Consider the following 10,062-nt stretch of genomic DNA (forward strand, 5'->3'; position numbering starts at 1 on the left):
ACCCAAATGACGAGATCGAAAACCGCTGTGGTGACGGGCGCCAACAAGGGCATCGGCCACGAAATCGCCCGGCGTCTGGCGACGATGGGCTTCAAGGTGTGGCTTGGCGCCAGGAATGCCGAGCGTGGCATGGCGGCGGCGCAGGAATTGCGCGCGGAAGGTCTGGATGTTGAGTGGCTTGGGCTGGATGTCACACAGGACGAAAGCGTGGCGGCTGCAGCCAGGACTGTCGGGGCGGAGAGCCCTTGCCTCGACGTGCTGGTGAACAATGCCGGCATCGCCATCAACTACGAGCTGCCGCCGAGCCAGCAGCATCTTGCCGATGTCAGGGCCACCTATGACGTCAATGTCTTCGGACCGATCCGCGTGACCCAGGCCTTCCTGCCGCTGCTGCTTGCAGCGCCGGCCGCCCGCATCGTCATGGTGAGCAGTTCCACGGGATCCATCGGGCGCGCGCTCGATTCCAGCACGCCGAACCAGTCGGTCAATTTGATGGGTTACGGCAGCTCCAAGACCGCCCTGAATGCCATCACCGTCGCGTTCGCCCGCGAGTTTGCGCCGCAGGGCATCAAGATCAATGCAGCGGCGCCCGGATATACCGCCACCGACCTGAATGGATTTAAGGGCCACCGCACCGTGCAGCAAGCGGCCGAGATCGTCATACACCTGGCGACCCTGGATGCCGATGGTCCGAACGCCGGGTACTTCAGCGACGATGGCCCGCTTCCGTGGTGAACGGAGCCAGACCCGCCAAAGCCTCTTCCCGCACGCGACACCTGATGGTACTTTTCACAGAAGGAACGCTCATTCCATATTGACTATGGATTGGAATTATTATTTCATATTCCCGGCGCCACGCTGCCGCTCGCGCGTGTACCCCAAGATAACAAGGCCGACGGGAGGTTCCAATGAGCGAAGCCGTGGACGCGAAACAGGCGCCGCTCGACGTCATCACCATCGGTCGCGCTTCCGTCGACCTTTACGGCCAGCAGATCGGCTCGCGGCTGGAGGATATCACCTCTTTCGCCAAGTCGGTCGGCGGCTGCCCGGCCAACATTTCGGTCGGCACGGCCAGGCTCGGCCTGCGCTCGGCGCTGCTGACCCGCGTCGGCGATGAGCAGATGGGGCGCTTCATCCGCGAGCAGCTGAGGCGTGAAGGCGTCAATGTCGACGGGCTGAAGACCGACAAGGAGCGGCTGACCGCTTTGGTGCTGCTGTCGGTCGAGGACGAAGGCGTATCGCCGATGATCTTCTACCGCTCGGACTGCGCCGACATGGCGCTGGCGCCGGAAGACATCGACGAGGCCTTCATCGCCTCGGCCCGCTCGATCGTCGTCACCGGCACGCATTTTTCCCGCCCCAACAGTGATGCCGCGCAGCGCAAGGCGATCCGCATCATGAAAGCCAAGGGCGGCAAGGTGGTGTTCGACATCGACTACCGGCCCAATCTATGGGGCCTCGCCGGCCACGCCGAAGGTTTCGAGCGCTACGTGAAATCGGACCGGGTCTCGGCCCAGCTGAAGACGGTGCTGCCCGATTGCGACCTGATCGTCGGCACCGAGGAAGAGATCATGATCGCGTCGGGCGCTGACGACTGCCTGAGCGCGCTGAAGACGATCCGCTCGCTGTCGTCCGCGACCATTGTTCTGAAGCGCGGCGCCATGGGCTGCATCGTCTATGACGGACCGATCAGCGACGATCTCGAGGACGGCGTCGTCGGCAAAGGGTTTCCGATCGAGATCTACAATGTGCTAGGCGCCGGCGACGCCTTCATGTCCGGCTTCCTGCGCGGCTGGCTGGGTGGCGAAGACCACGCGACGGCGGCGACATGGGCCAATGCCTGTGGTGCCTTCGCCGTGTCGCGGCTGCTCTGCGCGCCGGAATATCCGACCTTCGAAGAGTTGCAGTTCTTCCTCAAGAACGGCAGCAAGCATCTGGCGCTGCGCAAGGACGAGGCGATCAACCACATCCATTGGGCAACGACGCGCCGGCGCGACATTCCCTCGCTGATGGCGCTCGCCTGCGATCACCGCGTGCAGCTCGAGGATGTGGCGGCAAAGGCTGGTGCCGATCCCGCACGCATCCACGATTTCAAGGTGCTGGCGGTCAAGGCCGCGGCGAAGGTCGCCGCCGGACGCGACGGCTACGGCATGCTGATCGACGAGAAGCATGGCCGCAAGGCGATGTTCGAATTCGCTAGGCATTCCTTCGCCTGGCTGGGTCGGCCGGTCGAATTGCCGGGCTCGCGGCCGCTGCGCTTCGAATTCTCGCAGGACATCGGCTCGCAGCTCACCGAATGGCCGGTCGATCACTGCATCAAGTGCCTGTGCTTCTACCATCCCGACGATCCGGCGGCGCTGAAGGAAGAGCAGCAGCAGAAGCTGCGCGCGCTGTTCGAAGGCGCGCGGAAAGTAGGCAGAGAACTTCTCATCGAGATCATCGCCGGCAAGCATGGCAAGCTCGACGACACGACGATCCCGCGCGCGCTGGAAGAGCTCTATGCGCTCGGTATCAAGCCGGACTGGTGGAAGCTCGAACCGCAGGCGTCGGCCGGTGCCTGGGCGAAGATCGAAGCCGTCATCCTGAAGCACGATCCGTGGTGCCGGGGCGTCGTGCTGCTTGGCCTGGAGGCGCCGCAGGACGAGCTGGAAGCGGCTTTCGCCGCCACCGCCAAGGCGCCTATCGTCAAGGGCTTTGCCGTCGGCCGCACCATCTTCGTCCATGCGGCAGAACAATGGCTGGCTGGCAAGATGTCGGATGACGAGGCCATCGCCGACATGGCGCAGCGCTTCGAACAGCTGACCGAAGCGTGGCTTGCCGCGCGCGGCCGCAAGGCGGCATAAGAAGGCCCGGCACAAGGACTGCGGAGGAAAACACCATGAGCAAGACAATTCGCCTGACGATGGCGCAGGCGCTGACCCGCTTTCTCAGCAGGCAAATGACCGAGATCGACGGCAATAAAATCCCGATCTTCGGCGGCGTCTGGGCAATCTTCGGTCACGGCAATGTCGCCGGCATCGGCGAGGCGCTTTATCAGGTGCGCGACGAATTGCCGACCTTCCGCGCCCACAATGAACAGGCGATGGCGCATGCGGCGATCGCCTATGCCAAGGCCAATTTCCGCCTCCGCTTCATGGCCGCGACCTCTTCGATCGGTCCCGGCGCGCTCAACATGGTGACGGCGGCGGCACTCGCTCATGTAAACCGGTTGCCCGTCCTGTTTCTGCCCGGCGATGTCTTCGCCAACCGTATTCCCGATCCGGTGTTGCAGCAGGCCGAGGACTTTTCCGACGGCACGGCGACGGTCAATGACTGTTTCCGTCCGGTGTCGCGCTATTTCGACCGCATCACCCGGCCGGAGCAGATTATTCCAGCGCTCAGCCGCGCGATGCAGGTGCTGACCGATCCGGCCAGTTGCGGACCGGTGACGCTGTCACTTTGCCAGGATGTCCAGGCCGAGGCCTATGACTATCCCGAGAGCTTCTTTGCCGAGCGGGTCTGGCACCAGCGCCGGCCGCGCCCGGACCGCCATGAGCTTGCCGCCGCGGTGGCCGCGCTCAAGGGGGCGAAAAAGCCGCTGGTGATCGCCGGCGGCGGTGTCCTCTATTCACAGGCCTCGGACGAACTGGCGAAATTCGCCGAGGGCGCAGGCATTCCGGTCTGCGAGACGCAAGGCGGCAAATCCTCGCTGCCGGACGATCATCCGCTCAACATGGCGGCGGTCGGCGTCACCGGCACTTCTGCCGCCAACCGGCTGGCGGAAGAAGCCGATGTCGTGCTGGCCATCGGCACGCGCCTGCAGGATTTCACGACCGGCTCGTGGGCGCTGTTCAAGAATTCCGGCAAGACCATCATCGGGCTCAACGTGCAGCCCTTCGACGCCGGCAAGCACCGCGCTCTGCCGCTGGTCGCTGATGCGGCCGAGGGTTTGGCTGAACTCGGTGCTGCGCTGAAGGGCTGGAAGGCACCTTCCACCTGGACCGCCAATGCGGCCACCGGCAAGACGGTCTGGCAGGCCGAGGCGGCTAAGGTGACAGCGTCGACCAATGCCGCCTACCCCTCCGACGCGCAAGTAATCGGCGCCGTGCAGCGCGCGATGGGCTCTGGGGTGACGCTGCTGCATGCCGCAGGCGGCCTGCCGGGCGAACTGCACAAGCTCTGGCAGGCTGGCGCGCCCGGCTCCTACCACGCCGAATACGGCTTCTCGACCATGGGCTACGAGATTGCCGGCGGGCTCGGCGCCAAGATGGCCAAGCCAAACGAGGAGGTCGTCGTGATGATCGGCGACGGCTCCTACCTGATGCTGAATTCCGAGATCGCCACCTCGGTGATGCTCGGCCTGAAGCTGACCATCGTGCTGCTCGACAACCGCGGCTACGGTTGCATCAACCGGCTGCAGATGGCGACCGGCGGCGCCAACTTCAACAATCTGCTGAAGGACTCGCGCCACGAGGTACTGCCCGACATCGACTTTGCCGCGCATGCGGCGAGCATGGGCGCGATTGCCGAGAAAGTGCCGTCGATTGCCGGGCTGGAAAATGCGCTGGCACAAGCCAAAAAGAATACACGCACCACGGTGCTGGTCATCGACACCGACCCGCTGGTTTCCACCGATGCCGGAGGCCACTGGTGGGATGTGGCGGTGCCGGAAGTGTCGGCACGGCCGCAGGTCAACGCGGCGCGCAAGGCCTATGACGAAAAGCGGCAGATGCAGACCATTGGCGATTGATATAGGCGCCGTCGCCCCTACCTCCCCCGTGTGGGAGGTCGGACCGAAGGTCCGGGTGGGGGTCCGGCGCCGCCCCCACCCCGCTGCTTTGCAGCGACTTGCCGGGGCGAGCCACGGGTCTCGCCCGTCCTTCGGACCCCCACAAGGGGGAAGGTGGAAACGAACTGAAACTGGAGCGACGACTTGAAAGCCAAACTGGGCATGTCCCCCATTGCGTGGTGGAACGACGATCTTGCCGAACTCAGCGATGACGTGTCGCTGGAAGAGTGTTTGCGCCAGTCGCGCTCGGCCGGTTTCACCGGCATGGAGATGGGCCGGCGTTTTCCCAATGATCCCGATGTCATGCTGCCGATCCTGAAGGCAGCCGACGTGACGCTGTGCGGTGGCTGGTTCTCCGGCACGCTGGTCGATGGGGAGATGGCCGACAACAAGGATCGCATCCAGCCGATGATCGACCTGTTCAAGGCCGTGAACGCGCCTTGCATCGTCTATGGCGAGGTCGGCCGCTCGATCCAGGGCGACCGCTCGAAGCCGCTGGCCACCAAGCCGAAGCTTTCGGACGACGAGATGAAGGCCTATGCGAAGCGCCTCACCGCGTTTGGCGAATGGTGCGCCGAACAGGGCATGCCGCTTTCCTATCACCACCATATGGCGGCCGTGGTCGAGACCGAGCCGGAACTCGATGCCTTCATGCGCTATTCCGGCGCCGGCATTCCGCTGCTGCTCGATGCCGGACATCTGGCCTTTGCCGGCGGCGACGTGCTGCGCGCCATCGACAACCATCACACTCGCATCAGCCATGTGCATGTGAAGGATGTGCGCATGGGCGTGATCGACAGGCTCGACCGCACGAAACAGTCCTTCCTCGACGCCGTGGCGCTGGGCGCCTTCACCGTGCCGGGCGACGGCTCGCTGGATTTCGGCGCCATCGTGCAGCGGTTCGCGGACCATGGCTATGAGGGCTGGTTCGTGGTCGAGGCCGAGCAGGACCCGAAGAAGAACCCGCCGCTCAGGATGGCGGAGGTCGGCTACAAGGAATTGATGCGCGTCATGACCGCCGCCGGCTACACGGTCGAGACGCAGGGCTTTCCCAATGCCTAGGGCTTCCTCAATGCCTGATGCGATGGGTTCCCGGCGAAGCCGATTGCTGTAGATTGGCCCGATGAAAGATTACGAGCACCCCTTCTTCCGGCCTTTGTGGCGGCGTGTCGCCGTCGTCGCGGTCTGCGTCATCTGGTCGATCATCGAGTTCGCCACCGGCACGCCGTTCTGGGGCGTGATCGCGCTCGGCTTCGCCGGCTACGCCGTCTGGCAGTTCTTCTATCTCTACAAGCCGGCCGACGAGAGCAAGGCAGCGGCCGAGCCCGAACCGAAGGAGTGACTGGGATGTCGAAGCTGCTCGTCAAAGCCAACAAGGGCCATGGCCGCGTCGCCCATGTGACGCCGCAAATCGCGGGTTGGACCTATGTCGGTTTCGACCTGCATCGGCTGAAGCCCGGCGAGAGCGCCTCCGGGAAAACGGAGGATCGCGAAGTCTGCCTGGTGTTCGTCACCGGCAAGGGCAAGGCGTCAGCCGGCGGCAAGGATCTCGGCCTGCTCGGCGAGCGCATGTCGCCCTTCGAGGGCAAGCCGTGGTCGGTCTATGTTCCGCAAGGCTCGGACTGGTCGGTGACCGCAGGTACCGAGCTGGAACTGGCGGTCTGCTCGGCGCCGGGCCTTGGCGGCGGTCTGCCGGTGCGGGTGATCGCACCGGACGATCTTGGCCAGGAGGTGCGCGGCAAAGGCACCAACACGCGCTACGTCACCAACATCCTGCCGGAGGGCAAGCCGGCCGATTCGCTGCTGGTGGTCGAAGTCATCACGCCCGGCGGGCATACGTCGAGCTACCCGCCGCACAAGCACGACCAGGACAATCTGCCCGCTGAATCCTGCCTCGAGGAAACCTACTATCACCGCCTCAACCCGCCGCAGGGCTTTGCCTTCCAGCGCGTCTACACCGACGCCGACAAGAATGGCCATCGTGCGCTGGATGAGGCGATGGCGATCGAGGACGGCGATGTCGTGCTGGTGCCCAGGGGCTATCACCCCTGTGCCGCCTGCCACGGCTATGACCTCTATTACCTCAACGTGATGGCCGGGCCGAAACGGACGTGGAAATTCCACAACGCGCCCGAGCACGAATGGTTGATGAAGGCCTGACCGATCATACCTTCCCAGGTGAAGCTATTGGTCCAGCTAGAAAAAATCGTCGGCTAAGGACCCACAAGGTCGATTTGCCTTCGAAAACCCTTCAAAGCTTCGTCAATCCGTCATGGAAATCACCTATGGCAGCGGGACTGACGAGGACTACCGATGCGCTACGCCATCTATTTCACCCCCCGGCAGGACGAACCGTTGGCGCGGATCGCCGCCAACTGGCTCGGCCGCGACCCGTTTGGCGCCGCGACAAGGCCGGTCGAGGCGGTGGCCGACCTGTCGGCGGCGGAAGTCGCCTTCCACACCGCTTCGGCGCGCCGTTATGGCTTTCACGCGACGCTGAAAGCCCCTTTCCGCCTGGCTGCCAACGAGACCGAAGCCTCGCTGCGCGCCGCACTCGACCATTTTGCCGAGGCGACGCCGGTGGTGACCATCCCGCGCCTAGTCGTCAGCCAGATCGACAGCTTCTTCGCACTGGTGCCGGAAGGACCACTGCCGGCGCTCAACCGCTTCGCCGATGACGTGGTGCTCGGCTTCGACCGGTTCCGCGCGCCGTTGACCGAGGCGGAAATCGAGCGGCGCAGCCCGGATTCGCTGAAGCCGGCCGAGTTCCGCAACCTCTGCCAATGGGGCTACCCCTATGTCTTCGAAACCTTTCGCTTCCACATGACGCTGTCGGGCCGGGCAGCGTCACAGGAAAGCCCTCGTTTGCGCGCAGCAATCGACAGTCTGTTCGCGGACATTCTGCGACAGAAGGTGCTGGTGGATGCGCTGACATTGTTTGTCGAAACCGAACCGGGCGCACCGTTCATGGTGCTCTCGCATCACGCACTCGGGCGCCGTTCCGCCAGAAAAACTGCCTGACACCCTGCCGGAACAACCCCAGCCGGAACAACCAAGGACTGCCTGAAATGACCGCCGAAACTGTTCTCCACAACGCCCGCATCGTGCTTGCCGACGAGATCGTCGAGGGTTCGCTGGTGCTGCGCGATGGGTTTATCGCCGGCATCGAAGCCGGCACCAGCCGCAGCGGCGAGGACATGGGCGGCGATTACATCATTCCCGGGTTGGTCGAACTCCATACGGACCACCTCGAAGGCCACTACGCGCCGCGGCCCAAGGTGCGCTGGAACCCGATCGCCGCCGTGCTCGCCCATGACGCGCAGGTGGCGACCGCCGGCATCACCACCGTGCTCGACGCCTTGCGTGTCGGCATGGACGAAGACGCCGACCTGACGTCGACAGACATCCGCAAGCTGGCCGATGCCATCGAGGACAGCGTCCAGCAGGATCGTCTGCGCGCAGACCATTTCATCCATCTGCGCTGCGAGGTTTCGGCACCGGACTGCCTCAGGGCTTTCGCCAATTTCGATGGCGACGAACGGGTCAAGCTGGCATCGCTGATGGACCACGCGCCAGGCCAGCGCCAATTCGTCAACCTGGAAACCTATGCCTATTACTACCAGCGCAAACTGAAGCTGACCGACCGTGACTTCAAGCTGTTCTGCGAAAAGCGGATGGGGGAATCGGCCGTGAATTCGGGGCCGAACCGTGTCCACATCGCCGCCGCCTGCCATGAGCGCGGCATCGTGCTGGCCAGCCATGACGACGCCACCATTGGCCATGTCGGCGAGGCGATCGAGCAGGGCGTGCGCGTCGCCGAGTTCCCGACCACGGAAGAAGCCGCCAGGGCCTCGAAAGAAGCTGGGCTCGGCGTGCTGATGGGTGCGCCCAACGTCATGCGCGGCGCCTCGCATTCGGGCAACGTCTCGGCCCGCACGCTGGCTAGCGACGGCCTGCTCGACATCCTGTCGTCCGACTACATTCCCTTCAGCCTGATCCAGTCGGCGTTCTTCCTCGGCGATGTCGTCGAAGGCATTTCCCTGCCGCAGGCTGTCGCCATGGTCTCGAAGAACCCGGCCGATGCAGTTGGCCTGACCGACCGCGGCGTCATCGAGCAGGGCCGCCGCGCCGATCTGGTGCGCGTGCGCGTCGACGACCATGTTCCGGTCGTACGCACCGTCTGGCGGCAGGGACGCCGGGTCGCATGATGGTGTCGGCGCTGATCGAGCGAGAATTGTCCGCCGAGACGTTTCCGATCCGCGATGGCGTTTTCGTCGCCGTGGTTGGACCGAGTGGCGCCGGCAAGGACACGGTGATCGGTTACGCCCGCAACCATTTTGCCGACGAGACAAGGCTGGAGTTTGTCCGCCGCGTCATCACGCGGCCGAGCGATGCCGCCAGCGAGGATCACGACACGCTGGCCGACGCCGCCTTCATCGAAGCCGAAGCCGATGGCGCCTTCGCCATTTCCTGGGAAGCGCACGGCTTGCGTTATGGCATCCCGGCCGATGTCGACTGGTCCGTCGCCAATGGCCGTGTTGCTGTCGCCAATGTGTCGCGCGCGATCATCCCCTCCTTGCGCGAACGCTATGCCAACCTGGCCATCGTCGAGATCACAGCCTCACCGGACGTGCTGGCGGAGCGGCTGGCAATGCGGGGCCGCGAGTCACGTGGCGAAGTGCTGGCGCGACTGGCGCGCAGCGCCAATATGAGCCTGTCCGGCCCTGGTGTCACTTCGATCGACAACAGTGGCCCGCGCGAAGCCGCGGGCGAGCGTTTTGCCGAGGTGCTGCGCAAGGCGATGGCATTTTCCGACATGTCGGGTCTGATCTAGGCTTCCAGCGCTTGTCGAGCGCCTTCCAGGGCCGATGCTGGTGGCTGGCGGTCGATCTCGAGCCGCAGCGCGTGCGGCTCGACTCCGTCCGTTGGTGCTTCGCTTGCTTTTTCGCTGCCAGCGGAGCGCTGTGTGGTGCGGACGGCATGGTGATCCTGGACCACGGTTCAAAAAGATCATGGTAGAATGAAGCAATACAGGAAGCCTTGATGCATAGTCTGACACCTATCCTTTCGACGATCACGGCGGCATTTCTCGCCTCCTTCGTCGAAGTCGTCGAAGCCTTCACCATCGTGCTCGCCGTGGGGGTCACGCGCGGCTGGCGCCCGGCACTGACCGGCGCCGCACTGGCGCTGGCGGTGCTGGCGGCCCTGGTGCTGGCGTTCGGCCCGCTGCTGGCACTCGTACCCATAGCCACGCTGCAGTTCGTGGTTGGCGTCCTGCTGATCCTGTTCGGCAT

General features: G+C 64.4%; 9 protein-coding genes and 1 pseudogene. All 10 read left to right on the forward strand.

From position 1 onward, the window contains the following. Positions 1–6: 6 nt before the first annotated feature. On the forward strand, positions 7–735 hold the full coding sequence (locus EN993_RS24710) for an SDR family oxidoreductase (RefSeq protein ID WP_127265069.1): 729 nt from the start codon (positions 7–9) through the stop codon (positions 733–735). 173 nt (positions 736–908) lie between these two features. Then, positions 909–2,843 carry a 5-dehydro-2-deoxygluconokinase gene (gene iolC, locus EN993_RS24715; protein ID WP_109667031.1) on the forward strand — a complete coding sequence of 645 codons (1,935 nt, stop codon included), beginning with the start codon at positions 909–911 and terminating at the stop codon, positions 2,841–2,843. Between the two features lie 35 nt (positions 2,844–2,878). Further along, positions 2,879–4,729, forward strand: coding sequence for a 3D-(3,5/4)-trihydroxycyclohexane-1,2-dione acylhydrolase (decyclizing) (gene iolD, locus EN993_RS24720; RefSeq protein WP_127265065.1), 1,851 nt, complete (start codon positions 2,879–2,881; stop codon positions 4,727–4,729). A gap of 183 nt (positions 4,730–4,912) precedes the next feature. Next, positions 4,913–5,830: a myo-inosose-2 dehydratase gene (iolE, locus tag EN993_RS24725; RefSeq protein ID WP_126067246.1), complete on the forward strand. Its 918-nt coding sequence runs from the start codon at positions 4,913–4,915 to the stop codon at positions 5,828–5,830. Positions 5,831–5,891: 61 nt separating this feature from the next. After that, positions 5,892–6,110, forward strand: coding sequence for a hypothetical protein (locus tag EN993_RS24730; RefSeq protein WP_109667036.1), 219 nt, complete (start codon positions 5,892–5,894; stop codon positions 6,108–6,110). A gap of 5 nt (positions 6,111–6,115) precedes the next feature. Then, positions 6,116–6,928, forward strand: coding sequence for a 5-deoxy-glucuronate isomerase (gene iolB, locus EN993_RS24735; RefSeq protein ID WP_127265066.1), 813 nt, complete (start codon positions 6,116–6,118; stop codon positions 6,926–6,928). Between the two features lie 153 nt (positions 6,929–7,081). After that, a complete protein-coding gene (locus tag EN993_RS24740) occupies positions 7,082–7,789 on the forward strand; it encodes a DUF1045 domain-containing protein (RefSeq protein WP_127265067.1) in 708 nt (235 codons plus the stop codon). 47 nt (positions 7,790–7,836) lie between these two features. Then, on the forward strand, positions 7,837–8,976 hold the full coding sequence (locus EN993_RS24745) for an alpha-D-ribose 1-methylphosphonate 5-triphosphate diphosphatase (protein WP_127265068.1): 1,140 nt from the start codon (positions 7,837–7,839) through the stop codon (positions 8,974–8,976). Then, positions 8,973–9,602, forward strand: coding sequence for a phosphonate metabolism protein/1,5-bisphosphokinase (PRPP-forming) PhnN (phnN, locus tag EN993_RS24750; protein WP_164757789.1), 630 nt, complete (start codon positions 8,973–8,975; stop codon positions 9,600–9,602). The genes EN993_RS24745 and phnN overlap by 4 nt, the downstream gene beginning before the upstream one ends. Before the next feature lie 209 nt (positions 9,603–9,811). Next, positions 9,812–10,062, forward strand: a pseudogene (locus tag EN993_RS24755) (TMEM165/GDT1 family protein); the annotation flags it as partial.

Origin of the sequence: Mesorhizobium sp. M7D.F.Ca.US.004.01.2.1 (assembly GCF_003997785.1) — a bacterium.
GTDB lineage: Bacteria > Pseudomonadota > Alphaproteobacteria > Rhizobiales > Rhizobiaceae > Mesorhizobium > Mesorhizobium loti.

Bases quoted from the DNA above. Each gene is read 5' to 3' on its own strand.
- EN993_RS24710 (WP_127265069.1), top strand. From the start codon at position 7: ATGACGAGATCGAAAACCGCTGTGGTGACGGGCGCCAACAAGGGCATC.
- EN993_RS24745 (WP_127265068.1), top strand. From the start codon at position 7,837: ATGACCGCCGAAACTGTTCTCCACAACGCCCGCATCGTGCTTGCCGAC.
- phnN (WP_164757789.1), top strand. From the start codon at position 8,973: ATGATGGTGTCGGCGCTGATCGAGCGAGAATTGTCCGCCGAGACGTTT.
- iolC (WP_109667031.1), top strand. From the start codon at position 909: ATGAGCGAAGCCGTGGACGCGAAACAGGCGCCGCTCGACGTCATCACC.
- iolB (WP_127265066.1), top strand. From the start codon at position 6,116: ATGTCGAAGCTGCTCGTCAAAGCCAACAAGGGCCATGGCCGCGTCGCC.
- iolD (WP_127265065.1), top strand. From the start codon at position 2,879: ATGAGCAAGACAATTCGCCTGACGATGGCGCAGGCGCTGACCCGCTTT.
- EN993_RS24730 (WP_109667036.1), top strand. From the start codon at position 5,892: ATGAAAGATTACGAGCACCCCTTCTTCCGGCCTTTGTGGCGGCGTGTC.
- EN993_RS24740 (WP_127265067.1), top strand. From the start codon at position 7,082: ATGCGCTACGCCATCTATTTCACCCCCCGGCAGGACGAACCGTTGGCG.